This is a genomic window from Janthinobacterium sp. BJB401, from assembly GCF_013372745.1.
GTDB classification, from domain to species: domain Bacteria; phylum Pseudomonadota; class Gammaproteobacteria; order Burkholderiales; family Burkholderiaceae_D; genus Janthinobacterium; species Janthinobacterium rivuli.
Genome location: NZ_JABXFH010000022.1, coordinates 45078 through 71119, shown reverse-complemented (window position 1 = coordinate 71119; position 26042 = coordinate 45078). Strand labels below are relative to the sequence as shown.

The following is a 26042-nucleotide window of genomic DNA, read 5'->3' as shown; positions in this document are numbered from 1 at the left end:
CGCATGAAGCAAGCTCAGCTTGCATATTTCGTAATTAGATGCAATATTGATGTAGAACAACTCAGCGTGCCCGCCCGCCATGGGCCAGGCATTCCTCGACCACTTGCCAGGAGTACACAGCCGCCGCTTTCCCTTGCTTCACCGTATTTCCCACAACGCTCTTTACAAAAGGACATTCATGGATACGAACGACAGTTTCAAGGCAATTGCAGATTTGAATTTGGACGCGATCAAGGTCAAGCTGATGCACCGTGAGTCAGGCGAAGGATGGAGCCTGGAGAAGGCGAATGCGGTGGAATTCGAATACCGCCGCTTCCTGATCCTGATGAAACAATTTCCACAAGAAGAGACGGCACCGCTGATGGACGTCGATACCTTCTGGCACTACCACATCCTCGACACCCTGAAATATGCGGCGGACTGCGAACAGGTGTTCGGCTACTTCCTCCACCACTTCCCGTACATCGGCTTGCGCGGCGAAGACGACGAAGCGGCGCACCACCGCGTGGGCGAGCGCATGAAGCAATTGTATGAGCAAACGTTCGGGGAAGATTATATCCGCGCAGAAACGGCGTATTCGGGGCGTGCGGTACAGGCGGCGTATTCGGGACGGGCGATACAAGCGGCGTATTCAGGACGGGCTGTGCAAACAGCATTTTCCAGTGCGGCGGTACAGGCGACGGCTTACTCGGGCCGGGCCGTGCAGACGGCGTTTTCGAGTGCGGCGGTACAGGCGACGGCGTATTCGGGCCGCGCGACCGGGCTTGCCAGCACCGCATTTTCCAGCGCACCAGCCTCATTGACGGCAGCGGTGGTCAAGTCGTCCTCGACTGGCCAGGAAATGGGGCGTTTCTATGTCGATCGTCCGGTACTGAACCGCGACGCGCAATAGAAAAGCGGAAAACAGATGTGGCTGCCGCACGCGGCAAGCCTGACTTACCCAGACGGCACCTCTCAGTTTGCCGTCTGTCAGGCGCTCTTAGGCAGCCATCAACTCGCGCAATTCACGAATGCTGAAATCGCTGATTTCATGCATGCGGATAAGGATCGTGGCGCCGATCGGCAAGGTATTGTGACGAATCTTGCTGATGACCGGTGGCGCCACTTCCAGAGCTCGCGACAAGGCGGCATCATTTTTCAGTTGCAGCTTGTCGATGATCGCGTCGAGGACGCGATTCGGGTTGTAGGTAGGCAAAGAGGTAATTTGTTTGAGAGACATGATCAAAAATCCGTACTTGTTGTATTAGAGCAATAAGAAACCGAATGTCTCTTCTGCAATAATTCAGGGTAAACACACTAAAAAGCGCCATCACTTATGCGGCTTTTACGCCGCAAACAATATAATACACGCTATTGTTGATTTTTGCGTAACTTAAAGCAAAATTGTGATAATTGAAGAGAATTGACGCACCTGGAATGTGCTAGAGGATAACTCAAATCGGGAAAGTTTGCTGCACGTCATCAGTTTTTACGATGAGCAACACCGCTATGCATGAGCCAGGCTATCGCCATGAGGGTGCTCAGGCGGGCCATTTCCGCGGATAAATGCCAGCCTTGCACGGCCACGCCGGCCGGAGTGGCCGGAACGCAAGTGCATCCGGCATCGTCCACACGGCACCAGGCCAGTTGCCGGCGAATTTCATCGGGTGGTGGCGGCGGCTGCAGCGCGTGTTCACGCCTGCGCATATAGGCGCGCACCTGTTCCTTGCTGGGATGACTCGTCGCTCGCATGGCTCGCTCCTGCTGACGGGAAACAGCGTCACGCTCTGCAGAGCTCGCCACAAGAGCCCAGACGCGTGACGACATCGCTCACCATATCGCCAGCGCGCCATGGCACGTTTGCGCTGCATCAAATGGCAAGGCCCCGGCGTTGCGCCGAAGCCCGTACTGCCCCATCCTTACTTCTTTTGCTGGCGCACGCGCTGCTGCTGTTTTTCCTGCGTTTGCTGGCGATTCTGTTTGCGCTCGAACAGGGTGACCGCATCTTTCTTGGCTTGCTCGGCGGTACGCATTTCTTCATGCGCATCGTGCGGGACAAAAAATTCGGCGTCCTGCGCCGCCACCACCAGCTTGATGGCGGCCTCGTCGTCGAGGTCGTACAGTTCCGTCAGGACGGTGGTGACCTCGTCCAGGTATTCTTCGTAAGTGAGGGTGCTCATGCGGTATTCCTTAAGTGAGTGGCGCAGCGCGGGAACGGCGCGCTGCGCGCCGGCCCAGCAAAGTGCGCAGATAACCGGCCATTTTACCCGATGCCGGCGCCATCGGCTGACAGCGACTGCAAGGCATCGGCCACGCGCGCGTAGCGCAGGCGCACGCCCAGCTCGCGTTTGAGGCGCGCATTGTGCAGGCGGCGCGACTCGGACATGAACGACAGCAGCATCGGCGTAACCACTTGCCGCAGCTCGGCACGCGGCAGGCGCGGCGGACGTGGCAGGCCGAACGTGTCGGCCACGGCGTCGAAATACTCGGCCATCTTGAGTTCGCTGTCATCGCTGGCGTGATACACGCGTCCCGGCTTGCCCCGCCACAGGGCCCGCTCGATGATGCGCGCCAGGTCGTCGGCATGGATATGGTTGGTGTACACATCGTCGCCCGCAGCCAGGGCCGGCGTGCCTTCGCGCAAGCGCTTCAAAGGCAGGCGGTCGTCCGCATAAATGCCGGGCACACGCAGGATGGCCACCCTGGCGCCGCGGCGCGCGCCCCAGCCGCGCAAGACCTGTTCCGCGTCGACGCGCCGCTTCGCGCGCGCATTGGCCGGCGCCGTCGGCCGTGTTTCATCGACCCAGGCACCGGCGCAATCGCCATACACGCCGCTGGTGCTCACATACACCATGCGGGCATGCTCGGGTAAAATGGCGGCCAGATTGCGCGTGCGCTGGTCCAGCAAGCCCGACGACCGGGGCGGCGCCAGGTGCACGATCATCGTCGCCAGTCCCGCCAGCCGTTTCAGGCTGGCGCGGTCGTCGAGGTTGGCCACGATGGGCACGGCGCCGGCTTCCCGCAACTGCGCGCAGCGCGCCGGCTGGCTGGTGACGGCAAAGACGCGAAAACGCGCCGCTAGCTGCGGCAGCAGCCGCATGCCGACGTCGCCGCAGCCCAGGATCAGCAAGCGCGGCAAGCCTGACGGCTTGCGCAAAGAGTGCATTAACATATTTTTCATCTCAAGGATTGTATGACTTTTCAAATTACTGTTCAGCCCAGCGGCCACCAATTCAGCTGCGAAGCGGACGAAACCGTCCTGTCGGCAGCGATACGCGCCGGCGTCGGCCTGCCGTACAGCTGCAAGAGCGGCGCCTGCAGTTCCTGCAAGGGCAAGATCGTCTCCGGCAACGTACAGCATAAGCCATACCAGGCCCGCTCCCTGACGGAAGATGAAGCGGCCGCCGGCTACTCGCTGCTGTGCTGCGCCGTGCCCCAGGGCGACCTCGTGGTGCAGGCGCGCGAAGTGGCGGGCAGCAGCGACTACCCGATCAAGAAAATGCCGTCGCGCGTGACCACCATCGAGAAAGTCGCTCCCGACGTCGTCGTGCTGACCCTGCAATTGCCGGCCAGCGAGCGCCTGCACTACCGCGCCGGACAGTATATCGAAATCATGCTGCGCGACAACAAGCGCCGCAGCTACAGCATGGCCAGCGCGCCAGTCGAAGGCGGCCCGGTCAGCCTGCACATCCGCCACATGCCGGGCGGCCTGTTCACGGACCAGGTGTTTGGCAGCATGAAAGAGCGCGACATCCTGCGCTTCGAAGGCCCGATGGGCACCTTCTTCCTGCGTGAAGACAGCGACAAGCCCATCGTGCTGCTGGCCTCGGGCACCGGCTTTGCCCCGTTGAAAGCCATCGTCGAGCACATGATCAACGAGCAATCGCCGCGCCCGATCACCCTGTACTGGGGCGGCCGCCGTCCGCACGACCTGTACATGGATGCGCTGTGCCGCCAGTGGGCCGCCGACTTGCCGCAGTTCACCTATGTGCCTGTCGTCTCGGACGCCTTGCCGGAAGACGCGTGGGAAGGCCGCACGGGCTTCGTGCACCAGGCCGTCATCGCCGACTTGCCGGACATGTCCGCGTATCAGGTGTATGCCTGCGGCGCGCCCATCGTCGTCGAATCGGCCAACCGCGATTTCGTGCAACTGTGCCAACTGCCAGCCGACGAGTTTTACGCGGACGCCTTCACCACGGAAGCCGACCTGGCCAAGTAAGCGCCACCTTCCAGACAGCGGGGTGCGGCTGGTGCGGCGCCCGCTGCCGCCACCGCTCCATCCCGCTGCTCCCTGGAAATGTCATGTCTCTCGCCTCTGCCGGCAACGGCTTCAGTATTCTGCGTCACCGCAACTTCGCCTTTTATCTTTCCGCCCGCGTGCTGGGCACCGTGGCCGTACAGATGCAAAGCGTGGCCATCGGCTGGCAGGTGTACCAGATCACGGGCAGCCTGTTCGACCTGGGCCTGATCGGCCTGGCCCAGTTCGCCCCCTTCCTCGTCTTGATTTTGCCGGCCGGCCACGTGGCCGACCGCTACAACCGCCGCAACATCATCGCCTGGTGCCTGGCGGCGCAACTGGCGTGCGCGCTGGCCCTGCTGGCCTTTACCCTGAGCGGACTGTCCATCGTCTGGCCCGTGTTTGCCGTGCTGGTGCTGTTCGGCAGCGCGCGCGCCTTCATGATGCCGGCCACGCAAGCCGTGCTGGTGAACATGGTGCCTACGCAACACTTCAGCCGCGCCGTCGCGCTCAGCTCGTCGAGTTCGCACGTGGCCATCATTCTGGGGCCTACCCTGGGCGGCTTGCTGTATTACTTCGGTCCCAAGGTGGTGTATTTGATCTCGTCCGCGCTGCTGGTCGTGTCCGTCCTGCTGATGCGCGCCACCACGCCGGCGCCGCAAGTGGTGAAACGCGAGCCCGTCAGCTGGCATACCCTGCTCGAAGGCTTGCGCTTCGTCTGGTCGAAACCCATCGTGCTGGGCGCCATTTCACTCGACCTGTTTGCCGTGCTGTTCGGCGGCGCCACGGCCCTGCTGCCGGCGCTCGCGCATGACGTGCTGCATATCGGCCCCAGCGGCCTGGGCTTGCTGCGCACGGCGCCCGGAGCAGGCGCGGCCCTGTGCTCGATCGCGCTGGCCATCTTCCCCATCACGCGCCGCGTGGGCGCCTGGATGTTCGGCGGCGTGGCCGTCTTCGGCCTGGGTACCCTGGTGCTGGGCAGCACCAGTTATTTCCCGCTGGCCCTGGTGGCGCTGTTCCTGATGGGCGCCGGCGACATGGTCAGCGTCTACATCCGCCACCTGCTGGTGCAGTTCGAAACGCCCGACGAGATCCGCGGCCGGGTCAGCGCCGTGAACGCCGTCTTCATTGGCGCCTCGAACGAGCTGGGCGAATTCGAATCGGGCCTGACGGCCGGCTGGTTCGGCCTCGTGCGCGCCGTGCTCTTCGGCGGCGCCGCCACCCTGGCCGTGACGGGCATCTGGGCCGTGCTGTTCCCCGTGCTGTCGCGCATGGACCGCTTCCCCCACCACGAGAAGGAAGCGGCCGCCAGGATGGCCACCACGGCCAGCCCATAAGGTCTAAGATGCGCTATCGCCACTGACCAAGCCGCACCATGAAAATCACGCTTCCGTTTCGCAGCTTCATCCGCAGCCGCCCCCACCTGAGCATGGCCACGGCCATCGGCGTGGCAGCCGGCCTGCTGCTGCCCTCGTCCTGGCAACAGATGACGCGTTTGCTGGCGGCGTGGAACGTGGCCGTCTGGTTTTACCTGGCGACGATGGCCTGGATGATGATGCGCGCCAACCATCACAAAGTGAAAGCCATGGCGGCGCGCCAGGATGAGCGGGCGGCAACGGTATTGTCGGCCCTGTCCGTCGCTTCCGTGATGAGCCTGGTGGCCATCGTCTCGCAGCTGTCCTCGATGAAAGACATGGCGCCGGACGAGCGCGCGCTGCATTATGGCCTGACGATCCTCACCCTGGTCGGCTCCTGGTTCCTCGTCGGCACCCTGTTCTGCTTCCACTATGCCCACCTGTATTACCAGGCCGATCCCGCACTGCGCCCGCTGAAGTTTCCCGACGACGAGCAAAACCCCGATTACTGGGATTTTCTGTATTTCGCCATCACCATCGCCGTGGCCGTGCAAACGTCGGACGTTTCCGTGCAGACGCGCACGATGCGGCAGATCGTGCTGGGGCAATCCGTGCTGAGCTTTTTCTTCAATCTGGTCGTGCTGGGGCTGTCGATCAATATCGCGGCTGGACTCATCAATGGCTGAAAAATCATTTCGTGGTGGAAACTTGACCTGACTGAAGGGTTAAGCTCATCTTAATCGTGCGCACCCTCTTGAAATACTGGAAAGAGGAGTAAGATAAGTTCCATGCACAGAGGTCATGTGCATGAGGCAGCAACCAGGCCGCAGCGCGCCTGAGATGGGTTTTTTTTGAATTGACAGGAGTAAGCATATGCAAATCAATATTCATACCGACAGCACCATCGCCAACACCGCTGGACTGAACGAACATGTGCAATCCGTACTTGAAAGCGCACTGAACCGCTTCCGCGACAACCTGACCCGCATCGAAGTCCACATCAGCGACACGAATGGCCCGAAAGGCGGCGCCGACGATATCCGCTGCGTCATGGAAGCACGCGTTGCTGGCTATCAACCGATCGCCGTGACCGAACAGAACGCCACCGTGCATCAATCCGTTGCCGGCGCCACCGATAAACTGAAACGCGCCATCGATAGCGCCCTGGGCCGCCTGCAAGACAGCAAGCGCCACGCCACCGGCAAGAATGCCGTGATCGATACGGCCGAAGCGGAAGAAACCGCCGAGTAATTCCCCACCTGCAAGATTTCCAGAGACTGAGGCAGCCGTTCAAGGCTGCCTTTGCACATCTGGCCCGCCTTTTGCACGCGGCAACTTCAATAATAAAACCACAAGCATTCCAGCGTATTAACGCGGCAATGAAATAATTGTCGTATTTCTCACAGTAAGTGACATCAAGCAAGGCGTTGCCGTTACGGCCAAGGCCGCTTTACGCTATCATGAAGTGACCGGCTCCCTGCTCGCGCGCCGGCTTTTTGAAAGTGTGATTGTGGAACAGATCGGCAACTTCGGCGCTTCAGGCTGCAACATCGGCGATTTACAGCTATTTCGCGATGGGGCGGATAGCCAGACGGCCGCCATGCTGGCGCCCTGCCCCGTCATGCGCCTCGAAGCGGGCGAAGCTATTTCCGACACGCAAGGCGCCAGCCTGTACATCGTCCTGCGCGGTTCGCTGGCCGTGGCCGCCGACACCCACACGGGCATGGATGACGGCACCGTCAGCAAGGTCTTGCCCGGCGAAAGCGTGGGCGAACAATCGGTGCTCGATGAAGCGAGCAACCTGGCCGCCATTTCCGCCTTGGAAGAAACCGACTTGCTGGTAATCGACGCGGCCGTCGTCTGGGAATTGATCGAGCAGTCGAACGGCCTGGCGCGCAACCTGCTGCGGCTGCTGTCCTTCCGCATCCGCGCCGCGAATGCCCTGCTGCGCCGGCGCCAGAAACTGGGCGAATTCTACCGCCAACTATCGATGGTCGACAGCCTGACGGGCCTGTACAACCGCGCCTGGCTGACGGATCTGCTGCCTAACATGATCGTCACGGCCCACGCCAGCGGCTCGCCGCTGTCGCTGGTGATGATAGACCTCGACCATTTCAAGCGTTTCAACGACACGCACGGCCACCAGGCGGGCGACCAGGCGCTGCGCATCGCCGCGCAAGTGCTGGGCGCGGCCCTGCGGCCCACGGATTTTGCCGTGCGCTATGGTGGCGAGGAAATGATGGTGATCTTGCCCGATACCAACGAACACGTGGCCCTGCGGGTGGCCGAGCGCCTGTGCGAGCGCATGCAGCTGGCCGTCATCTTCGCCGACATGCGCAGCGCGCTGCCGCACATCACGGGTTCCTTCGGCGTGGCCAGCCTGGCGGCCGAACAGGACGACGAGGCGCTGATCGCGGCCGCCGACGCGGCCCTTTACCGCGCGAAGGCAGGCGGACGCAACCGGGTCATGCTATAGATCAGGCAGCCTTGCTGTCGGCCGGCTTGCTTGCATCCGGCTTGGCGGCGTCATCCTTCTTGCTGCTGTGCGCGGCGATGAAATCCGCATAGCCCTTCTGCACCAGCTCATACGTCTTGTCGATATTGCCAGCGATATCGCCACCCAGCACTTTCAAGCCCTCCAGGATATCGCGCGCTTCCTTGAAACCTTTCTCCATGCCGCCGCTGATGGTGTCCATGAACTTGGTCAGGGCCGTATCGTCGTCCATGCCGGGATTTTGCTTCTTGTAGGCGTCAAAAAAACCCGTCGACAGCGATACAATGCGGCTCGCCGTCGCTTCGGCGCTGTTATCCTGCGACGCCGCGTTCTGGATCGCATCGTCGCCGTACTGGCTCTTCAGCGCTTCATTGATGTTGGTGATGGCCGTCTTGTACAGCAGCGCCAGCGGCTCGTTCTCGGAACCGATGGACACATTCAGCGACGCCTGCATGATGGAAGCGTTCAATTGCAGCTTGGTGCGGTCATTCACGCTCATTTCAGCGTTGATGCCGTCCTTTTGCTGGACTTTATCGTCCTTGCCGGCAACGCCCGTACTGACGGAAGTCACGGAAGGGTTGGAATTGCCGCTTGCGGCGATGGGAATTGACACGATAGACCTCCTTGAACGGACAATGTATGCCACCATGCGGGAAACGCGATGATGACCATCCTCTCGTGTAGTATCGGCAGGTTTTCAGAAAACTGTAGCAGCGGCCGCTTTTAGCGGCCCGGATAACCAATCAAGCAACGACCATCAATGACTAACCAGACCTTTCTTTGGCACGACTACGAAACCTTTGGCGCCCAGCCGCGCCGCGACCGCCCGGCCCAGTTCGCCGCCATCCGCACGGATGCCGACCTCAACGAGATCGGCGAGCCGATCATGCTGTATTGCCAACCTGCCAATGATTTCCTGCCCGACCCGCAATCGTGCCTGATCACCGGCATCACGCCGCAACAGTGCTTGCAGCTGGGCGTGCCCGAACACCAGTTCGCCGCCACCATCGAAGCGGCCTTTTCGGAGCCGGGCACCATCGGCGTGGGCTACAACACCATCCGTTTCGACGATGAAGTCACGCGTTTCCTGTTCTGGCGCAATCTGATCGACCCGTATGCGCGCGAATGGAAGAACCATTGCGGCCGCTGGGACATCCTCGACGTGGTGCGCATGACGCACGCGCTGCGCCCGGAAGGCATGCAATGGCCGAAGCGCGACGATGGCCAAACCAGTTTTAGACTGGAACACCTGAGCAAGGCCAATGGCCTGGCCCACGAAGCGGCGCACGATGCGCTGTCCGACGTGCGCGCCACCATCGCCCTGGCGCGCCTGATCCGCGAAAAGCAGCCGAAACTGTTCGAATTCTGCCTGGCCCTGCACAAGAAGGACCGGGTCGCCAGCGAAATGGGCATGCACCTGGCCGCCGCCGAGCGCCAGCCCTTCCTGCACGTGTCGGGCATGTTCCCCGCCGAACGGGGCTGCCTGGGCGTCGTCTGGCCGCTGGCCACGCATCCGAGCAATAAAAATGAAATCCTCGTCTGGGATTGCGCCTACGATCCGCGCGAACTGTTCGCGCTGGACGCCGACACCATCCGCACGCGTTTGTTTACGCGCAAGGAAGCCATGCCGGAAGGCATGACGCGCCTGCCCGTGAAAAGCGTGCACCTGAACAAGTCGCCCATGCTGGTGGGTAATTTAAAAACCCTGTCGCCGGCCATGGCCGCGCAATGGGGCATCGATCTGGACGCGGCGAAGGTCAACGCGCAACTGGCCGCGACGGCGCCGAACATGGATGCGATCTGGGCCGAAGTGTTCCAGCGTCCGGGCGCGAACGCCGCGCTGGACGTGGATGAGGATTTGTACAATGGTTTCGTCAGCAACGACGACCGCCGTCTGCTCGAATCCTTGCGCCGCGACACGCCGGCCAAGCTGGCCACGGCCCGCCCCTCGTTTGCCGACGAGCGCCTGCAGGAACTGCTGTTCCGCTACCGCGCCCGCAATTTCCCGCAAACCCTGAGCGAAGCGGAAAGCCTGCGCTGGGAACAGCACCGCGCCGCCCGCCTGTTCGACGGTGACGGCGGCGCCCGCACCATCGAAATGTTGTTTACGGAAATCGACGTGCTGTCGGAATCGGTCGATGAGCGGGGCGAGGAGATTCTGGGCGAGCTGTACGACTACGCGGAGATGGTGGCGCCCATGCGCGACTGAAAGAGGGCGCGAGTCGGGTAGGTCGGATTAGCGGGCCGAAGACCCGCGTAATCCGACAACATTGTTGACGTTACCGGTGTTGTCGGGTTACGGCCTCTGGCCTAACCCGACCTACATTTTTTATGGGTGATGTTTAAACCGAACGATGCTGATTGATCGCATCGCGCGTTTCAATCGCCACGCGGCGCGCCGCGTCGGCGAAATCTTCGCCCGCTTGCGGCGTGGCGTAGATGATGGCGCGCGACGAGCTAATCATCATGCCCATGCCGTTCGCCGTCTGGCCCGCGCCAACTGTCGCCGCGATGTCTCCGCCCTGGGCGCCGATGCCGGGCACCAGCAGCGGCATGTCGCCGACGATGGCGCGCACTTGCGCCAGTTCTTCAGGGAAGGTGGCGCCGACGACAAGCGCGCACTGGCCATTCTTGTTCCATTTCTCGGCCACCAGGCGCGCCACGCGCTGGTACAGAGGTTCGCCGTCCGTATTCAGGAATTGCAGGTCCGAGCCGCCCGGGTTCGAGGTGCGGCACAGGATAATCACGCCGCGGTCTTTCCACGCCAGATAGGGGTCGAGCGAATCCTCGCCCATGTAGGGGTTCACGGTGACGGCGTCGGCGCCGTAGCGCTCGAACGCTTCGCGCGCGTACTGCGTGGCCGTCGCGCCGATGTCGCCCCGTTTCGCGTCGAGGATCAGCGGGATGTGCGGATAGTGTTCACGCACATAGCGGCAGATGTCTTCCAGCTGCTTTTCCGCGCCCAGCGCGGCAAAATAGGCGATCTGCGGCTTGAAGGCGCAGGCCAGGTCGGCCGTGGCGTCGATGATGCGCGTGCAAAAGGTAGTGATTCCATCAGGCAGGTCGCGCAGTTCGGCCGGCAGTTTCGCCAGGTCGGGGTCCAGGCCCACGCACAGCAGGGAATTATTGGCCGTCCACGCGGCGGATAATTTATTGATGAAATTCACGGCACACCTTCTCTATATTCAGTTGCAAACCCCGTATTGTAACGCGGCGCGGGGTTGCGAAGGCAGGCGGAGGCGGCGACCGGCGCTGATTAAACCGACATGGCGGGCCGTTTCAGGTATATTTGCCGCATCCCTTTTACTCGGCACGGAACCCATCATGCAAATCACCAATCAATTCACCAAATGGCTGCGCCTGGCGCTGAGCGTCACCGTCCTGGCCGGCGTCCTGACGGGCTGCGGTTACAACGACTTCCAGAGCAAGGATGAAGCCACCAAGGCCGCCTGGGGCGAAGTGGTCAACCAGTACCAGCGCCGCGCCGACCTGATCCCCAACCTGGTCAACACCGTCAAGGGCTATGCCACGCACGAGCGCGAAACCCTGGAAGCGGTGACCAAGGCGCGCGCCGCCGCCACCAGTTTCCAGATCACGCCCGAAGTGCTGAACGATCCGGCCGCATTCGAGAAATTCCAGCAAGTGCAGGGCCAGCTGTCGTCGGCCCTGTCGCGCCTGATGGTGGTGTCCGAGAAATACCCGGACCTGAAGGCCGACACCAGCTTCCGCGACCTGCAATCGCAGCTGGAAGGCACGGAAAACCGCATCACCGTGGCGCGCCAGCGCTACATCGTGGCCGTGCAGGATTACAACGTGCATGCGCGCAGCTTCCCGAACAACCTGACGGCCATGGTCTTCGGCTACAAGGTCAAGCCATCGTTCACGGTGGAAAACGAAAAAGCCATCTCGACCGCACCGACCGTCAACTTTGGCAAATAAGATGAAAGCCTGGTCCTACCTCGCGGCGCTGGCGACGGCGCTGCTGCTGTGGACGATGGCGCCAGCTGGCGCACAGGGCTTGCAGCCCGTGCCGCCGCTGGCGGCGCGCGTGACGGACAACGCCGGCATGCTCGACGCCAAGCAAAAGGCGGCGCTGGAAGGCGTGCTGGCCGACTACGAAGCCAAGACGGGCAGCCAGATCGCCGTGCTGCTGGTCAAGAGCACGGAACCGGAAGCCATCGAGCAATACAGCATCCGCGTGACGGATGCCTGGAAGCTGGGCCGCAAGGGCGTCGATGACGGCGTGCTGCTGATGGTGGCGAAGGACAACCCCTCGTCCCTGCGCCGCCTGCGTATCGAAGCGGGCCGCGGCGTGCAGGGTGTGCTGACGGATGCGCAATCGAAACGCATCCTGCAAGACGTGATCGCCCCCCATTTCAAGCAAAACGACTATTACGGCGGCCTGGTGGCCGGCGTGGGGTCGATTGCCACTTTGCTGAACCAGGAGCAATTCCCCGCCCCGGTGCAGCAGAAAGCGCCGGCCACGGTGGAAGCGGGCGGCATGACCTTCTGGCTGCCGCTGCTGTTCTTCGGCTTCCTCGTCGTGCTGACCCTGTTCCGCTCACGCGGCGGGCCGACGCGGCTGCAGCGCGGCAGCAACTGGTCCAGCGGCGCCACCGGCGTCGTGCTGGGCAGCATCCTCAGCCAGGCACTGAACAACCGCGGTGGTGGTGGTGGCGGCTTCGGCGGCGGCGGTGGTTTTGGCGGTGGCGGTGGCGGCGGTGGTTTCGGTGGCGGCGGCGGCGGATTTGACGGCGGCGGCGCCTCGGGAGATTGGTAATGACGAAACATCTGACATTTGGCCAGCGCTGCGGACGCGCGTTAAAACATTTGCGGGGCACGCCGGCGACGGCGCGCCAGGCTTTTCCAGAGCGCACCTTGAAAGCCATCGAGACGGCGATTGCCGACGGTGAAGCGATGCACCAGGCGGAAGTGCGCCTGATCGTCGAAGCTGCCCTGACGCCAGGAATGGCTTACCAGGGAGTGAGCAACCGCGAGCGGGCGCGCGAACTGTTCGCCCAGTATGGCGTGTGGGATACGGAAGACAACGTTGGCGTGCTCATCTACATCAACCTGGCCGAGCATCAGGTCGATATCGTGGCCGACCGCAACGTGGGCCGCCGCGTCACGCCGGAGCAATGGCAAGCCGTGTGCCGCACCATGACCAAAGGGTTCAAGGATGGCAATTACCACGACAGCACCGTGGAAGCACTGGCGCAGCTGAATACCTTGCTGCAAAGCCACTTCCCTGCCAACGGCACACGCGGCAACCAGTTGCCGAACGAACCCATCCTCCTCTGATTCCTGCCCAGGGATTAAAATCCGCCATGGCACCGCAGCATGGCGGCGCCCCCACCCGCCGAGGAGCACACATGAAACTAGTCAATAAAACCGCCATCGTCACGGGCGCCACGCAAGGCATCGGCCTGGCTTGCGCCACCCGCCTGATCGCCGAAGGGGCGCAAGTGATGCTGGTCGACATCAAGGAAGAAGGCGCGCAGGCGGCAGCCGCCCTCGGCCCGCAGGCGCGCTTCTTTTGCGCCGACGTCAGCCAGAAGGCGGACGTCGACGCCATGCTGAAGGAAACCCTGGCCCAGTTCGGCCACATCGATATCCTCGTCAACAATGCGGGCGTCACGCACGCGGCCGATTTCCTCGACGTTTGCGAAGACGATTTCGACCGGGTCATGCGCATCAATCTGAAATCGATGTTCCTGTGCGGCCAGGCTGTGGCCCGCGAAATGGTCAAGCGCAACAGCGGCTGCATCATCAATATGTCCAGCGTGAATGCGGAACTGGCGATCCCGAACCAGGTGCCGTACGTGGTATCGAAAGGCGCCATCAACCAGCTGACCAAGGTCATGGCCCTGAACCTGGCGCCGCACGGCGTGCGCGTGAACGGCATCGGCCCCGGCACCATCCTGACGGAACTGGCCAAGCAGGCGGTGCTGTCGAGCCCGCAGGCGCGCCACACGATATTGTCGCGCACGCCGCTGGGCCGCTGCGGCGAGCCGGAAGAAGTGGCCGGCATCGCCGCCTTCCTGGCCAGCGACGACGCCACCTACATGACGGGCCAGACCATCTATGTCGATGGCGGGCGCATGGCGCTCAACTACACGGTGGCCGTGAAGGAATGAAGACAGACGCAGACAGTTATATCAAAAAAGAATAATGGTTATCTAAAAAGACCATTAGACACATATCGTGCGACGCAGCATAATGCACCTGTCTCCACTATTCTCCTCCAAGAAAATAGTTTTAAGCCCGCTTTCACCAGCGGGCTTTTTTTTTCGCCATCACGGCTGAAACATGGCTATTCTTGCCATGATGCACAATCTTCCCGCTCCTTCTGGCTACCGCAAAAAAATGTTGCGGCGTGTCATCAGCCCGTCATCTTCGCCCCCTATACTTGCTTCATCTGCTGTACAGGCAACCGATATGCCTGACTACAGACAGGTGTGCCGCGATGGCACACCACTCCCTTTCATGACCGTGGCGAGCGCCGGCAAGGCGCGCGACATGCTGAGTACCGAGCAACTCTCAACTCTTGACCCATTTCATTTGGGTTTTTGGCCCGCGTCCCCGCGGGCCTTTTTTTTGCCCGCACGGCAAGCTCTTGCGCAAAAACACGGTAGCCCGCCCTGCCCATGATATTGTGACGGCCTTTCCACCTGTTCTGACGCCTCATGTCTGCACCCTTGCCCGAACTGTGTTTTGCCGACCGCTACGAACGCTTGCGCTACCGCACGGCGCTGGTGCTCTATGCCCTGGTGATCCTGATCGGCGACATTCCCGGTGTGCGCGCGGACGTGGGCCAATATGCGTCGGGCGGCGTGCTGCATTCCGTCGGCTATGGCGTGCTGGCTCTGATCCTGTTCAGCGGCACGGCTGGCGGCATGGCGCGCCGGGCGCTGCTGTCGGTGCTGATGGTGGCGGCCATGGGTGCGCTGGACGAATTCATCCAGAGTTTCCTGCCATACCGCCGTGGCGCCGTCAGCGACTGGGTGGTCGATATCACGGCCGCGACGGCCGTGGTGCTGCCACTGTACTTTTGCTGGCCTGCCATGGCCGCCGCCGCGCTGAAGAAACAGCAAGGCTGATCACGGCGCGCCGCCATCGCCGGCACCCAGCGCCAGCGACAGCTGCCCCTGGCCGGCTGCCGCCCGGCTGGCGATGCGGCGCAAGGCCGTGCGCATCTCCCGCCGGCTGGCCGCTCCCGCTGCGCGCGCCGCATCGCGCTGCATCTCCATCAACTGTTCCGACCGTGACAGCCTCGTCAAGGCATGCAGGGCCTGCGTCAGCGCATAACGGGCGCGCGCGCCGTTCGCAGCGCCTGGGGCACCGTACACCGCAATCACCAGCTCATTGATCAGCTTGACGCTATGGGAATCGGCAGACATTTATTCTCCTGAAGTAAGCAACGGGGAACAAGGGGAAAGCGCGAACGCCGTGCTCGCCCTGCACAAGAATGTCTTTTATACCAAGCTCTACAATTGAAGCGCTTGATGTACCTCAATGTGAAATAACAAGGATCGAACATCTTTCCCGCCCTGCTCTCTTACCAAGTAACCCCCATTAAATTATTGTGATTTCTGACTTCCATAACCGGCACTCTGCAAGGTGGCCGACGAGGCTTGCCAGCTGCTGGCAGTGCGCGCACCGCGGCGCAACTGGCGCCTTGCATCGCATCCGGTTCTGTTCGTCATAAATGGACAATATTTTCCTGAGGATTACTTAGCAGTAGTTGCGGCCATGCTTGGCATGCGCCATTGACGCTGACCTCCGCCACACCCTGGAAACCGGGTTAACACTTTGTCAGACCAAGAGGAGAACAAGATGAGAGCAAAAAAAACCATGGCGCTGGCCGGCCTGCTGTGTACGCTGGCCGCCTGCAGTTCAAATCCGAACAGCACCGGCATGAGCAGCATGAATGGCCGCAGTGGTGAAAGCTACAGCAATACGACCGCGACGGGCAACGCAGCGACCAACACCGGCATCACCGGCAGCACCATGAACGACACCAGCACCGGCGGCGCCGACACGCGCACGTCCACGGCCAACAACGCCATGAGCATGGACGGCAGCCAGTCCGGCGTCAGCATCGCCTCCGCCACGGTGCAATCGATCGAGCCGGTGCCACGTGGCATGGATCAGGGCAGCGGCGACATGCAGTCGGGCAGCTCCGGCACAGCGGGCACCACCTCGGGCAACATGCAGTACCGGGTCACCCTGCGCCTGGACGATGGCAGCACGCGCACCCTCATGCAAAACTCCCAGCCCGGCTACCAGATCGGCGATCGGGTCAAGGTGGTCAACGGCTTGCTGCAGCGCTATTAACGATATCCGGGGATCAGCGCGGCATGCGCCGATCCCGCCTGGCCGCTGGCATTCGGGGCGCTGAGCGCCAGCGTCCAGGCGCGCCACCAACGCCCGGCACAGGCAGCAGGTTCCATTGTCCTGGCCTGTTGCCTGTTGCCTGTTGCCTGTTGCCTGTTGCCTGCTGCCTGTTGTCTGTTGCCTGTGTTACCCGTCCCTCATCTTCACTGTTGCCCGTCCCTCATCTTCATCGCATCCCTCATGTGCGTCGTACCCATCCTGTCTACCACGTACCACGCGCCGGGAGCGCCATTCCCGTGCTCCCGGCGCTAGCTCCTACTCCACCATACCCACCTTGCGCTGGCTTGCCGCCAGCCCGGCGATCAGTTCCGCCGCTTTTTTCCCGGCCAGGAAGGCATGGTCGGAATTGTAGTATTCCCACTCGCTGTAGCGTCCCGCCAGCACGATGTCCTGCGTGGACAGCCATGCCTTCACCAGCGCCACATTGGCGGCCCGCGCGTGGTCGTACACCACGTAGGCGTACGGCATGTCTACCTGGTTGGCGGCCAGCAGGCGGTCATCGTCGCGCAGCAAGCCTACCGCGATGCAGTCGGCCATGCAGCGGTCGATCAGGGCCTGTCCATCGAGCGGCAACGGTTTCCAGGGCGAATAACTGATCTCGCACGTCAGGCCGAAACCGCCCGGCGCGTTGCAGTGGGGGCTGGCATTCCCTTGCAGGAAAATACGGTGGAATATCGTCTCTTCCGGATAGTAAATCCAGTGTTTCTCGCTGATGTTTTCGCGCGCCACGCCCAGGTTAACGCAACGCACGGAAATATGCCGCAAGGCGCGCGCCGCCGCCTGTACCTGCGACGGCGCCTGCTCGCTGATCAGGCGCACCAGTTGCGGCAAGGGCATGGTGCTCAGCAAGTGCTGATAGCGGAAACGGCGGCCGTCGCCCAGCACGATCACGTGCTGGCGCGGCAAGACCTGCACCACATCGGCATTGAGTTCCAGCTTGCCCTGCAGGTGCGGCAGGAAGCCCGACATCAAGGCCTGAAAACCGCCGCGCAAGGGGTAGCCGAAGCGCGCATTCGGGCCCATCGGCCTGGCCATCGGTTCGAGCGCGCCCTCGATGATTTCTTCCAGGTTCGGCAAGGGCACCCGCCCGCCCAGCCACGACGTTTCCATCTCGGCCAGGGGGACGGTCCACAATTTCTTGTTGTAGGGAATCGCAAAATGGCGGGCGATGCCGCTGCCCCACACCTGATAGATGAATTGCTCGAAATTGGGCGCGGTCTGGGCCTGGGCTTGGCCCGGCGCCGCCACGGCATCGTGCAGCTGTTCCAGCCCCGTGCCGCCGTCGGCGCAGCAGTCTTCCACGGCGCAGGCCGCAGCCGTTTCAGGGCTTGGCGCGGCCGGCGCCTTGCCGTAGCGCGCCTCGATGGCGCCGACGATGCACTCCTTGATGACGGCTGGCGGCAAGCCGTACAGCGCCCCCTGGAAAGGATAGCGCGTGTAGACCCGCTTGCTGTAGACCCAGGCTTCGCGGTTTTGCCAGTGCAGATTGGTCCCCAGCAAGGTGCGGTACATGTCGAGCACATAGTCATCGTTGGAAAACATGATGTGGCCCGCGTGATCGAAAGTAAAACCGCGGTCCTGGATGGAGCGGCACCAGCCGCCCACGGCGGCATTTTTATCCAGCAGCAAAGTATCGGCGTCCAGGTGATAGGCGGCGCTCAAGCCCGTCGGACCGGCGCCGATGATGGCGCAGGCCACGGCTTGCGGCGCACCGGGGGGATGCAGCAAATTGACATCGGCGCCGGCGCCCGGTGCGGCGGCCTGTGTCGTGCCGGCGGCGGGCACGGCCTGGCGGGCGCCCTGCCCCGGCGGCGTCGTGTCGAGCAAGTTGCGCATCTGCTCCACCGTGGCATCCCAGGAGGTGGCGTCGACAATGGCGCGCATGCGGGCGGCCATGGCCGCGCGCTGTTCCGGCGTCGCGGCCAGCGCCGCCTCGCAGGCGGCGACAAAGGCGTCGGGTGTATCGGCGATGGCCACGATGTCGCCATACGGCACGGCCACATCGGCGATCGGCGTGCTGACGATGGGCAGTTGCGCCGCCATGTATTCGAGCACCTTGGTGGGACTGATGAAGCGGGTCGCCTCATTGCTGGCAAACGGCAGCAGGCACACGTCCCAGCCGGCCAGGAAGTGCGGCAGGGCCTGGTACGGTTGCTGGCCCAGGTAATGAATATTCTGGCGCTGCGGCAGGCTGGCCGGGTCGATCTTGAGGATGGGGCCGACCAGCACGATTTGCCAGTCGGGATGGGCGTCGGCCAGCGCCGCCACCAAGGCCGGCTCGAAACGCTCGTCGATCACGCCGTAATAGCCGAGCCTGGGCCGGCCAATCTCCGCCTGCGCGGGATGGCCATTGTGGCGGTCCAGCGCCTGTTCGAAGTGCACGGTGTCGACGCTGCTGGCGAAGCAATGGACGTTGGCGTGGCGCGTGCGTTTCGCCTCAAACAGGCTGGGACCGCCCGCAAACACCAGGTCGGCGCGCGCCAGCAAGGCCGCTTCTCGCTGCAATAACTGACGCGGCGCATTCTTGAATGCGGCCAGTTCATCCATGCAGTCATACACGACCAGGCCCGCGTGCAGGGCTGGCAGCAGTGGCAGCGCCATCGGCGTATAGAACCACACGATGGGGTCGTCGGCAGGCGTGATCTGGCTCAGCAGGGGCTGCAGCACGGCCAGTTGGTCGTCGTGAAAACCGGGCGCCTGCACGGCCGTGCGGGGCTGGCACACCGTCACGTTCGGCGCCGGCGTGGACAGCTCCAGCCTGCTGGCTCCATCGTCCCAGACGGGTTCCTCGACAAAGACCACGCGGTAGAACTGCGCCAGCCGCGACAGCAGCTGTTGCGGACGCTGATACACGAAATTCCAGCGCAAATGGGAAAAAACGATGATGGTTCGCATGCCAGTTCCTTTCTGCCCCGCCGGGGCAAACGTTGAACAAAGGTGTGCCGTCAGGCGCTGTGCCTGCCGTAGTGCCGCCGCGTAGGGGGGCACGAGGATGCGCCGCAGCCGCTCGCCCCCCTCGCCTTCCAGGCCGACCTCCCACAGCCCGCTGCGGTGCCAGTGGCTGGCATCGTCCCAGTCAGGCCGGTCGATGACGGGATAAATACAGATGCCGCGCAGCGCGGCGCCATGCTGGACAGCCAGCGCCGCCTCGGCGGCCACGTCGCGTATCCACGCACCGCGCCCGCTGCCCACGTGGCTCGTTTCCGCCAGCAGCAAAGGCCGCTGATAGCGCGCCTGTACTTCCAGCAGCAACTGGTGCAGGGGCATGCGGCGCGGTTCGCCCAGGTGCCACCACAGGCGCAGGTTGCTGCCGCATTCCCACTGGTTGCTGTGGTAATAGTTCAGGCCGATCAAGTCCAGGTAGCGCGGCGCGCCGCCCAGTTCCGGCGCTTGCCGGCCGCACAGCATGTCCCACGCTTCGAACTGCGAGGCGCGCCAGGCCGCCGCCTGGTCGACCCAGTCCGTACGTCCGGGCGGCGCGGTCACGTGGATCAGGGGATCGCATTGCAGGAACCGCGCCTGCGGACTGACGTCACGGATCGCATCGCAGCCGGCGATACTGGCGCGCACCAGCTGCCGCTTGCCTTCCTGGCTCGCATCGGGCCGGTACATATTCAGGCACTGGAACATGTGCACCGACAAGCCCCAGCTGGTAAACGAGATTTCATTGATGGGTGAGTACACGGGCGCGCTACCCGCATACGGCGCAAGGAACTGCGCTGCTGCCCGACAATAGCGGGCAAAGCGCGGCACGAAGTCGGGTGAAAACAGGTCGAGCCCGGCCGGCCAGCCGTAGTGGCAGAAAGTCCAGTTGATCTGCAGCCCCAGCTCCTGCGCCACGGCGGCGCGCTCCTCGATGAAAGAGAAATCGAACTGGCCATCGCGCTCGGCCAGGCGCCAGCCTATGCTTTCGCGCACGCTGCGAATGCCGAACTGGCGCAACAGCAGGTAGTCTTCGCGCACCCTGTCCAGGTGGCCCGTGGCGCGGTTCATGTCCAGCGCCTGGCCGCCATGGGTGACGTGGTCGGCGCCTTCGTAGCCGGCCTGCCAGTAAGTAAGGAACGGCGCTGCCGCGCCATCGGTATCGGCCATGCCTGCCCCTTTGAAATCTGAACCAGATGAAACTTGCCAGGTCCGGCCTGCGTTCAATTGAGCCGGATGTTGCGGGTGGCCGCGCTGAGCAGTTCCAGCGCGGCCTTCGGCGTTCGGTCCGCCGTCAGCAAGCCATTGGCTTCCTGGAAGGTGTCGGCGAACTGCGTGTAGCAAAAGCCGCTGAACATCTGCGCCGTATTGACGACCGTCATCAGGCGCCGGTAAATATCGAGGAAGGCCGCCTCGTTGCCCACGCGCGCATAGCCCCAGGTTTCCGCCGATTCGCCCTGTTCCCGGTCGAAGGCGATGCCACCAAACTCCGTCAGGACGATGGGTTGGCCCCGGTGCGGGAAGCCGTCGAGCGTGAGGATGCGCCCGCCCGGACGGCGCTGGTCGAACAGGGTCGTGCGGGCCGAGTCGCTGATCGCATAGCGCGCCTGCAGGCGTTCCGGATCGCAGTCGTAATCGTGGATGCCGAGGATGTCGGTGGCCGACGCTTCCCAGCCGTCGTTGCCGATCACGGGGCGCGTGGGGTCGAGCGTGCGCGTCAGGTGGTACAGCGCTTCGACGGCGTTGCGGTGCGCCTGGATGGCCGTCAGGTTGGGCACGCCCCACGACTCATTGAACGGCACCCAGACGAGGATGCACGGATGGCTGTAGTCGCGTTCGATCACGTCCGTCCATTCGCGCACCATGCGCGTGATGGCCTTGCTGGAAAAGCGGTACGTCGATGGCATTTCTTCCCAGACGAGCAAGCCCAGGCGGTCGGCCCAGTACAGGTAGCGCGGATCCTCGATCTTCTGGTGCTTGCGCACGCCGTTGAAACCCAGGGCCTTGGCCAGTTCCACATCGCGCCGCAAGGCATCGTCGGAAGGCGCCGCCAGCAGGGTGTCGGGCCAGTAGCCCTGGTCGAGTACCAGGCGCAGCGGATACGGCCGGCCATTGAGCATGAAGCGGTCGCGGTTGATGGCCACCGAGCGCAGCGCCGTGTACGACTTGACGGTATCGAGCAGCTCGCCGTCATGCCACAAGGTCACTTCGGCATCGAGCAAAATGGGCCGCTCCGGGCTCCACAGCAGTTCGTTGCGCGAATCGTCGATGCCGGGGTCGGACAGGGCGATCTTGCGGCTCGCCTCGTTCTCGATCAGCTTGTACTGGTCGTCGGCCAGCAGGTTGCTGCCATGCCAGATGCGCACGGCCACGGTGAGGTCATCCTGCAGGTCGCCCATGGCGAACACTTCGCAGCCGATCTCGTAGCCTTCGAACACGGGTGTCCAGCGCAGCTTGCCGATGTAGGTGGCCGCCACGCGCTCGATCCACACGCTTTGCCAGATGCCCGTGGTACGCGGATACCAGATGGAATGGGGCAGCAGTTGCCAGTCCTGCTTGCCGCGCGGCTTGGCCAGGTCGTGCGGATCATCCTCGACGCGCACCGTCAGCACCTGCGGCCCGTCGGGCAGCAGCGCATGGCTGATGTTGGCGACAAACGGCGTGTGCCCCCCCTCATGGTCGGCCACCACGTGCCCGTTCAGCCACACCTTGGCATGGTAGTCGACGGCGCCGAAATGCAGCAGCACGCAGGGACCGCCCGGCTGCAGCAGGAACTCGCGCTGGTACCAGCAAACGCGGTGAAAGCCTCGGTCGCCCACGCCGCTGGCCTGCGATTCCGGAGGGAAAGGCACGATGATCTCGTGCGTCCAGCCGATGCCGCCGTCGGGCAGGCGGTAGCGCCGCTCATTGTCAAACGTAAAACGCCAGGCGCCGTTCAGCGATTGCCAATTTTCGCGCACCATCTGCGGCCGGGGATAGGCAAAGGCGCCCGCGCCCGGCAGGACGGTTTCAGCCTGGCCGTCATGCGTATTCGGTGGGGAGAGATGGTCATTGAGCATGCGTGTTGGATGCATGCCGCAGGGAGCAAGTTCCGGCGTATGGGACTTGCGCCGCAACGCATGAGCAAGATCAAACCACGCTCATGCCAAGGGAACCACCATGCGTGCGCTGTGTCCGGCAGCGTTAAAGCGCTGCACCACCGCGCGCCCAGCGCTGGCGGCGCAGTGCTTGCGGCACAGGGCCACACAAGCCCCGCCAAAACCGGCGCCCGTCAGGCGCGCGCCGTACACGGCGGACTGCGCCGACAGCAACGCCACCAGCGCATCGAGCACCGGCAGCGACACTTCGTAGTCGTCGCGCAGGCTGGCGTGCGACAGCGTCATCAACTGGCCGAACAGAACGGGACCATGCTGGCCGCACGCTTGCAGCACGCGCAGGTTTTCGCTGACCACATGGCGCGCGCGGCGGCGGTACGGTTCGGGCAAGCCTTCCACCATGGACGGCTCGCGCACGTCGCGCAGCGCCGCCACGCCCAGCAGGCGCGCCGCCTGTTCGCACTCGGCACGCCGCTCGTTGTACTTGCTGCCGGCCAGGGTGCGCGCCATGCCGCTGTCGATGACCAGCACCTCGCTGTCGCCAGGCAAGTCGAGCAATTCATGCTGCAAGGTACGCGCATCGAGCAGCAGCATGTGGCGCTCGTCGGCCAGGCTGGACGCCATCTGGTCCATCACGCCGCAATTGACCTGCGCATAGCGGATTTCCGCCTGCTGCCCCATCAGCGCCAGCGACACGTCGTCAATCGACAGCCCCAGCAGCTGGCGCAGCGCGCGCAGCATGGCGATCTCCAGCGCCGCGCTGCTCGACAGGCCGGCGCCCGGCGGCACGTCCGATTCGATATGCGCGCGCACGGCCGGCACCGCCACGCCGCGCTCCTCGAGCAGGCGGATGCAGCCTTCCAGGTAGCGGCCGAAGCCGGGCGGCGCGGCGCACTGGTGCTCGAAACGCACGAGCTCATCAAGGGTTGCCGAATAGAACTGATGGTGTCCATCGGCGGCCAGCGCCAGCCTCACCCGCGTGCGTTGCGGCGTGGCGCACGGCAGCATGTAGCCATCGTTGTAGTCCGTATGCTCGCCCAGCAGGTTGACCCTGCCGGGCGCCGAGGCATCCACCACGGGGCTCGCGCCGAAATACGCCTCGGGGGTGATCATGGCAACTCCAGGGTCAGCGGACGCAGCCGCCCCTGCACGGATGTGGCCGGCCAGTCCGGGTCGCAAGTCAGGTTGTGCAGGTGCCCGCCGCTGAGCAGGAAAGTGTCTTCCACCATGCTGCCGGGCAAAGTGGGATGGAAGGCCAGGGCCATGCCCTCCTTCAGGGTGATTTCCGTGTGCGCGCCGGCGGCCACTTCGGGCGAGCGGTAGCCGGCGATGCCGCCCTGCCGGTATTCGTGCACCGTATCGGGCTGGCCCGCATACGCATAGGCGCTGTCGAGCGCGTGATACACCATGCTCAGCGCGTGGCCCACTTCGCAGGCATCGAGCGCCACCGCTTCCAGCGCCAAGATGGCCGCGTCCGCTTCGCCGATGCCGTCGCGCACGGGATGGACGGGAACGAAGCGGCGCTGACGGCTCAGGCTGGCGCACAGGCCGAAACGCTGCGCGCACAGCGCCAGCACGGCCCGTTCGCCCAGCGGCGACGCGGCCGGCGGCGCCCGCCGGTAGCGCCCGAAGCGCTCGGCGCCCGCCGCCAGCACGTACACGGCGTGCAGGCCGCGCGACCACAGGGCGCGGGCGCAGGCGCCGGCCAGCTCCTGCTCGCTCCAGTCGGGACGCGCGGCGCGCAGCGCTTCGCTGGCGGCAGCGGCGGCCAGGCGCCCCACTTCGCGGTAGCGCGCCTGTTCCGAGGCCAGCAAGGGCAAGCGCTCTTCGCGCAGCACGACGGGCAGGCTGCGTTCATGCAGGCCAGGCCGGTCGCACAGCACGGGCCGCCCACCCGCCGCATGCTGCACGAAATGCTCGCGCAATTCGGCCATCCGCGGCTGCATCCACGGCGTCACTTGCCAAGTCCAGCTGCCGCGCACTTCTTCGTGGCGCAGACGCTGCGCCTCGGCCGCATCCGTCAGGATGTAGGCAGCATCGCGCGTGACGAGCACCTCGGCACAGCCGCACTCGGCCGTCTGGCAGGCGCTGCCCGACGCGCCCGCCGTGGCCCAGGCGAACCAGTCCACGCCGCGCAGGCGCAGCGCGCCCGCCCGCTCCTGCTCCAGCCAGCCGCGCATCTGCGCCAGTTTATGTGCAATTTCCAGTTCAACATTCCAATTCATGCGATCTCTCCCGCCATTTCCCATGCCACGCGCACTTCCTGCAACTGCCGCGCCGATTCCTCGGGCAAGGCATCCATGGCGTACATGCCGGCGGCCAGCTCCGTGCCGGCCAGGTATTTGAGCCGTTCGCGCGTGCGGTACGGTGGATAAAACTGCGCGTGCAGCTGCGTTTCCGGATGCGCGCACCCGTCCGGCGGCGCCTGGTACCAGGCCATCAGATAGGGCATCTCGCGCTGCCACAGGCCGTCGTATTTCAGCAAGACGGTTTTCAGCGCGCGTGCCAGATCCTCGCGCTGCCCGGCCGACAAGGCCGCAAAGCTGTCCGTCTGCCGCCGCGGCATCACCCACGCTTCATACGGGTAGCGGGCGCAGGCGGGAACAAAAGCGATGGCTTCCGGTCCCAGATACAGCAGGCGCGCGCCGCCATCGGCTTCGCGCCGCGCCATGTCCACCAGCAAGGCCTGGCCATGCTCGGCAAAATACGCGCTTTCCTGCGCCAGCATGCGGGCCGGCACCGGTGGAACAAAGGGATAGGCGTAGATCTGGCCATGCGGATGGTGCAGGGTCACGCCCACTTCCGCGCCACGGTTTTCGAACGGCAGCACATAGGCGATGCCGGGCCGCTTGGCAAGCTCTTGCGTGCGTTCGGCCCACGCTTGCAGCAGCAAGACGATGTGACTGACAGGCAAGGTACCGAGCGAGGCGCCGGCATCCTGAGCAAACACCACCACTTCGCAGTGGCCGCCAGCGGGCGCCGTGGCGACCGTCAGGTCGGGCGGGTCATGGGCATGCAGTGCCAGGGTGGGAAAGCGGTTGTCGAAGACGGCGATATCGTAGTCGCCGGCAGGCAACTCCGTCGGATGCGCGGGATCGCGCGTGGGCGCCAGCGGGTTGTACTGCGCCGGAGGGAGAAAGGTGCGGCCCTGGCGATAGGCTGCGTACGCCACCCACTCGCCGCGCAAGGGGTGCCAGCGCAAGTGCGGATTGGCTTCCTGCGGCAAGGGGAAAGGGCTCGGTGCAAGGCCAGCGACGACGATGGGACGCCTACTGTAAAGGGTCAGTTGGCGCCCGTCGGGTTTGACGAGTTGCTCGCAATACATGATGTTTCACAATCTTAAGGCACGAATTCTTAAGACTGGGGCTGGCAAGGAAAGTTCCAGAGTTTGCGGCGATTTCACCAGTTTAAGCAGCACCGGCCCCAGCCGGCACGAGTTTTTTACCGATCAGTACGCAAATTCCCGATTCGCATTATCATGTGTCCAGCCTGTCATCCCTGCCGCTTTCAAGGCCGACCCTATTGTCGTCAGGGGATAGACAAATCGTCCATTGTGATTTTCA

The 26042-nt window shown here is 63.6% G+C and carries 24 protein-coding genes; 13 read left to right on the top strand and 11 right to left on the bottom strand.

Features of this window, described 5'->3' with window-relative positions:
• The first annotated feature begins 178 nt into the window (after positions 1 to 178).
• Positions 179 to 892, top strand: coding sequence for a hypothetical protein (locus HWE17_RS15800; RefSeq protein ID WP_176389399.1), 714 nt, complete (start codon positions 179 to 181; stop codon positions 890 to 892).
• An 87-nt stretch (positions 893 to 979) separates the two neighbouring features.
• Here HWE17_RS15800 and HWE17_RS15795 read toward each other — a convergent pair whose 3' ends face one another.
• From HWE17_RS15795 to HWE17_RS15785, 3 genes are all read right to left on the bottom strand, one after another.
• Positions 980 to 1219: a hypothetical protein gene (locus HWE17_RS15795; protein ID WP_029496207.1), complete on the bottom strand. Its 240-nt coding sequence runs from the start codon at positions 1217 to 1219 to the stop codon at positions 980 to 982.
• A 679-nt stretch (positions 1220 to 1898) separates the two neighbouring features.
• Positions 1899 to 2159 carry a hypothetical protein gene (locus HWE17_RS15790; protein ID WP_035825355.1) on the bottom strand — a complete coding sequence of 87 codons (261 nt, stop codon included), beginning with the start codon at positions 2157 to 2159 and terminating at the stop codon, positions 1899 to 1901.
• Between the two features lie 83 nt (positions 2160 to 2242).
• On the bottom strand, positions 2243 to 3160 hold the full coding sequence (locus HWE17_RS15785) for an SDR family oxidoreductase (RefSeq protein ID WP_176389398.1): 918 nt from the start codon (positions 3158 to 3160) through the stop codon (positions 2243 to 2245).
• A gap of 12 nt (positions 3161 to 3172) precedes the next feature.
• Here HWE17_RS15785 and HWE17_RS15780 point away from each other — a divergent pair, with 12 nt between their 5' ends.
• From HWE17_RS15780 to HWE17_RS15760, 5 genes are all read left to right on the top strand, one after another.
• Positions 3173 to 4198: a CDP-6-deoxy-delta-3,4-glucoseen reductase gene (locus HWE17_RS15780; RefSeq protein ID WP_035825350.1), complete on the top strand. Its 1026-nt coding sequence runs from the start codon at positions 3173 to 3175 to the stop codon at positions 4196 to 4198.
• Positions 4199 to 4281: 83 nt separating this feature from the next.
• Complete coding sequence (locus tag HWE17_RS15775) at positions 4282 to 5553, top strand: MFS transporter (RefSeq protein WP_176389397.1); 1272 nt, start codon at positions 4282 to 4284, stop codon at positions 5551 to 5553.
• A 38-nt stretch (positions 5554 to 5591) separates the two neighbouring features.
• Complete coding sequence (locus HWE17_RS15770; protein WP_176389396.1) at positions 5592 to 6257, top strand: DUF1345 domain-containing protein; 666 nt, start codon at positions 5592 to 5594, stop codon at positions 6255 to 6257.
• Between the two features lie 187 nt (positions 6258 to 6444).
• A complete protein-coding gene (locus tag HWE17_RS15765; RefSeq protein ID WP_034781728.1) occupies positions 6445 to 6822 on the top strand; it encodes an HPF/RaiA family ribosome-associated protein in 378 nt (125 codons plus the stop codon).
• 259 nt (positions 6823 to 7081) lie between these two features.
• On the top strand, positions 7082 to 8047 hold the full coding sequence (locus HWE17_RS15760) for a GGDEF domain-containing protein (RefSeq protein WP_176389395.1): 966 nt from the start codon (positions 7082 to 7084) through the stop codon (positions 8045 to 8047).
• 1 nt (position 8048) lies between these two features.
• Here HWE17_RS15760 and HWE17_RS15755 read toward each other — a convergent pair whose 3' ends face one another.
• Positions 8049 to 8678: a DUF5610 domain-containing protein gene (locus HWE17_RS15755; RefSeq protein WP_235211802.1), complete on the bottom strand. Its 630-nt coding sequence runs from the start codon at positions 8676 to 8678 to the stop codon at positions 8049 to 8051.
• A gap of 147 nt (positions 8679 to 8825) precedes the next feature.
• Between HWE17_RS15755 and sbcB the strand changes: the two genes are divergently transcribed.
• Positions 8826 to 10274, top strand: a complete 1449-nt coding sequence (gene sbcB, locus HWE17_RS15750; RefSeq protein ID WP_176389393.1) for an exodeoxyribonuclease I — start codon at positions 8826 to 8828, stop codon at positions 10272 to 10274.
• A gap of 133 nt (positions 10275 to 10407) precedes the next feature.
• Here the strand turns inward: sbcB and pyrF are convergent, their stop codons facing one another.
• Entirely contained in the window at positions 10408 to 11232 is an 825-nt protein-coding gene (gene pyrF / locus HWE17_RS15745) for an orotidine-5'-phosphate decarboxylase (protein WP_176389392.1), read from the bottom strand.
• 157 nt (positions 11233 to 11389) lie between these two features.
• On the opposite strand from pyrF, the gene HWE17_RS15740 reads away from it, so the two are divergent.
• The 5 genes from HWE17_RS15740 to HWE17_RS15720 all read left to right on the top strand — a co-directional run bounded on the left by HWE17_RS15740 (position 11390) and on the right by HWE17_RS15720 (position 15165).
• Positions 11390 to 12004 carry a LemA family protein gene (locus tag HWE17_RS15740; RefSeq protein WP_034781723.1) on the top strand — a complete coding sequence of 205 codons (615 nt, stop codon included), beginning with the start codon at positions 11390 to 11392 and terminating at the stop codon, positions 12002 to 12004.
• Position 12005: 1 nt separating this feature from the next.
• Positions 12006 to 12845, top strand: coding sequence for a YgcG family protein (locus HWE17_RS15735; RefSeq protein ID WP_176389391.1), 840 nt, complete (start codon positions 12006 to 12008; stop codon positions 12843 to 12845).
• On the top strand, positions 12845 to 13366 hold the full coding sequence (locus tag HWE17_RS15730; RefSeq protein WP_099400831.1) for a TPM domain-containing protein: 522 nt from the start codon (positions 12845 to 12847) through the stop codon (positions 13364 to 13366). The genes HWE17_RS15735 and HWE17_RS15730 overlap by 1 nt, the downstream gene beginning before the upstream one ends.
• Before the next feature lie 71 nt (positions 13367 to 13437).
• Entirely contained in the window at positions 13438 to 14202 is a 765-nt protein-coding gene (locus HWE17_RS15725) for an SDR family NAD(P)-dependent oxidoreductase (RefSeq protein ID WP_035825332.1), read from the top strand.
• A gap of 549 nt (positions 14203 to 14751) precedes the next feature.
• Positions 14752 to 15165: a VanZ family protein gene (locus tag HWE17_RS15720; RefSeq protein WP_255206268.1), complete on the top strand. Its 414-nt coding sequence runs from the start codon at positions 14752 to 14754 to the stop codon at positions 15163 to 15165.
• Here HWE17_RS15720 and HWE17_RS15715 read toward each other — a convergent pair whose 3' ends face one another.
• Entirely contained in the window at positions 15166 to 15465 is a 300-nt protein-coding gene (locus tag HWE17_RS15715; RefSeq protein WP_099400830.1) for a hypothetical protein, read from the bottom strand.
• Between the two features lie 436 nt (positions 15466 to 15901).
• Between HWE17_RS15715 and HWE17_RS15710 the strand changes: the two genes are divergently transcribed.
• The gene (locus tag HWE17_RS15710) at positions 15902 to 16402 is read left to right on the top strand and encodes a hypothetical protein (RefSeq protein ID WP_176389390.1); all 501 of its coding nucleotides are present in this window, start codon (positions 15902 to 15904) and stop codon (positions 16400 to 16402) included.
• 315 nt (positions 16403 to 16717) lie between these two features.
• Here the strand turns inward: HWE17_RS15710 and HWE17_RS15705 are convergent, their stop codons facing one another.
• The 5 genes from HWE17_RS15705 to galT form a co-directional block, all read right to left on the bottom strand.
• Positions 16718 to 20554 (bottom strand): NAD(P)-binding protein, encoded by a 3837-nt coding sequence (locus HWE17_RS15705; RefSeq protein WP_176389389.1) that lies wholly within the window; start codon positions 20552 to 20554, stop codon positions 16718 to 16720.
• A 53-nt stretch (positions 20555 to 20607) separates the two neighbouring features.
• Positions 20608 to 22458, bottom strand: a complete 1851-nt coding sequence (locus tag HWE17_RS15700; protein WP_369681742.1) for a glycoside hydrolase family 2 protein — start codon at positions 22456 to 22458, stop codon at positions 20608 to 20610.
• A 66-nt stretch (positions 22459 to 22524) separates the two neighbouring features.
• On the bottom strand, positions 22525 to 23592 hold the full coding sequence (gene galK / locus HWE17_RS15695; protein WP_176389388.1) for a galactokinase: 1068 nt from the start codon (positions 23590 to 23592) through the stop codon (positions 22525 to 22527).
• Positions 23589 to 24704, bottom strand: coding sequence for a M24 family metallopeptidase (locus HWE17_RS15690; protein WP_176389387.1), 1116 nt, complete (start codon positions 24702 to 24704; stop codon positions 23589 to 23591). The genes galK and HWE17_RS15690 overlap by 4 nt, the downstream gene beginning before the upstream one ends.
• A complete protein-coding gene (galT, locus tag HWE17_RS15685) occupies positions 24701 to 25804 on the bottom strand; it encodes a galactose-1-phosphate uridylyltransferase (protein ID WP_176389386.1) in 1104 nt (367 codons plus the stop codon). The genes HWE17_RS15690 and galT overlap by 4 nt, the downstream gene beginning before the upstream one ends.
• Positions 25805 to 26042: the final 238 nt, after the last annotated feature.

Coding starts and splice junctions, on each gene's coding strand:
- HWE17_RS15735 (WP_176389391.1), top strand. CDS start 12,006: ATGAAAGCCTGGTCCTACCTCGCGGCGCTGGCGACGGCGCTGCTGCTG.
- HWE17_RS15720 (WP_255206268.1), top strand. CDS start 14,752: ATGTCTGCACCCTTGCCCGAACTGTGTTTTGCCGACCGCTACGAACGC.
- HWE17_RS15770 (WP_176389396.1), top strand. CDS start 5,592: ATGAAAATCACGCTTCCGTTTCGCAGCTTCATCCGCAGCCGCCCCCAC.
- sbcB (WP_176389393.1), top strand. CDS start 8,826: ATGACTAACCAGACCTTTCTTTGGCACGACTACGAAACCTTTGGCGCC.
- HWE17_RS15795 (WP_029496207.1), bottom strand. CDS start 1,219: ATGTCTCTCAAACAAATTACCTCTTTGCCTACCTACAACCCGAATCGC.
- HWE17_RS15705 (WP_176389389.1), bottom strand. CDS start 20,554: ATGGCCGATACCGATGGCGCGGCAGCGCCGTTCCTTACTTACTGGCAG.
- galK (WP_176389388.1), bottom strand. CDS start 23,592: ATGATCACCCCCGAGGCGTATTTCGGCGCGAGCCCCGTGGTGGATGCC.
- HWE17_RS15790 (WP_035825355.1), bottom strand. CDS start 2,159: ATGAGCACCCTCACTTACGAAGAATACCTGGACGAGGTCACCACCGTC.
- HWE17_RS15740 (WP_034781723.1), top strand. CDS start 11,390: ATGCAAATCACCAATCAATTCACCAAATGGCTGCGCCTGGCGCTGAGC.
- HWE17_RS15725 (WP_035825332.1), top strand. CDS start 13,438: ATGAAACTAGTCAATAAAACCGCCATCGTCACGGGCGCCACGCAAGGC.
- HWE17_RS15765 (WP_034781728.1), top strand. CDS start 6,445: ATGCAAATCAATATTCATACCGACAGCACCATCGCCAACACCGCTGGA.
- HWE17_RS15775 (WP_176389397.1), top strand. CDS start 4,282: ATGTCTCTCGCCTCTGCCGGCAACGGCTTCAGTATTCTGCGTCACCGC.
- HWE17_RS15730 (WP_099400831.1), top strand. CDS start 12,845: ATGACGAAACATCTGACATTTGGCCAGCGCTGCGGACGCGCGTTAAAA.
- HWE17_RS15800 (WP_176389399.1), top strand. CDS start 179: ATGGATACGAACGACAGTTTCAAGGCAATTGCAGATTTGAATTTGGAC.
- HWE17_RS15710 (WP_176389390.1), top strand. CDS start 15,902: ATGAGAGCAAAAAAAACCATGGCGCTGGCCGGCCTGCTGTGTACGCTG.
- HWE17_RS15715 (WP_099400830.1), bottom strand. CDS start 15,465: ATGTCTGCCGATTCCCATAGCGTCAAGCTGATCAATGAGCTGGTGATT.
- HWE17_RS15780 (WP_035825350.1), top strand. CDS start 3,173: ATGACTTTTCAAATTACTGTTCAGCCCAGCGGCCACCAATTCAGCTGC.
- HWE17_RS15690 (WP_176389387.1), bottom strand. CDS start 24,704: ATGAATTGGAATGTTGAACTGGAAATTGCACATAAACTGGCGCAGATG.
- galT (WP_176389386.1), bottom strand. CDS start 25,804: ATGTATTGCGAGCAACTCGTCAAACCCGACGGGCGCCAACTGACCCTT.
- HWE17_RS15700 (WP_369681742.1), bottom strand. CDS start 22,458: ATGCATCCAACACGCATGCTCAATGACCATCTCTCCCCACCGAATACG.
- HWE17_RS15785 (WP_176389398.1), bottom strand. CDS start 3,160: ATGAAAAATATGTTAATGCACTCTTTGCGCAAGCCGTCAGGCTTGCCG.